Source organism: Psychrobacter pygoscelis, assembly GCF_004335015.1.
Lineage (GTDB): Bacteria > Pseudomonadota > Gammaproteobacteria > Pseudomonadales > Moraxellaceae > Psychrobacter > Psychrobacter pygoscelis.
The window spans coordinates 1-216 of record NZ_RQRU01000036.1; the positions used below are offsets into that span (position 1 = coordinate 1).

Genomic DNA, 216 nt, shown 5'->3' on the forward strand with positions numbered 1-216 from the left:
CATGTTTTTGCTCAGTACTATTGACAATGTTGTCGCCTGCAATTGGTAACGTGGTCGTAATCATTGGCGCTATAGTATCTGCTTGGGGTGCTCTGTCAGTAGCGTTAGGACTGGGGTTACCGGCGGCGTCAGTGACGCTAGCGCTAACCTCAGTGCCCGGGGCAATCTCAATGGCAACTCCGTCGTCGATGATTGCTTGGGTCACGGGGGCGACTT

At 53.7% G+C, this 216-nt stretch carries 1 protein-coding gene; it reads right to left on the reverse strand.

Going from position 1 to position 216, the window contains the following annotated elements:
* On the reverse strand, positions 1-205 hold a 205-nt coding region (locus tag EGV92_RS13790), incomplete at its 3' end, for a hypothetical protein (protein ID WP_131669879.1).
* Positions 206-216: the final 11 nt, after the last annotated feature.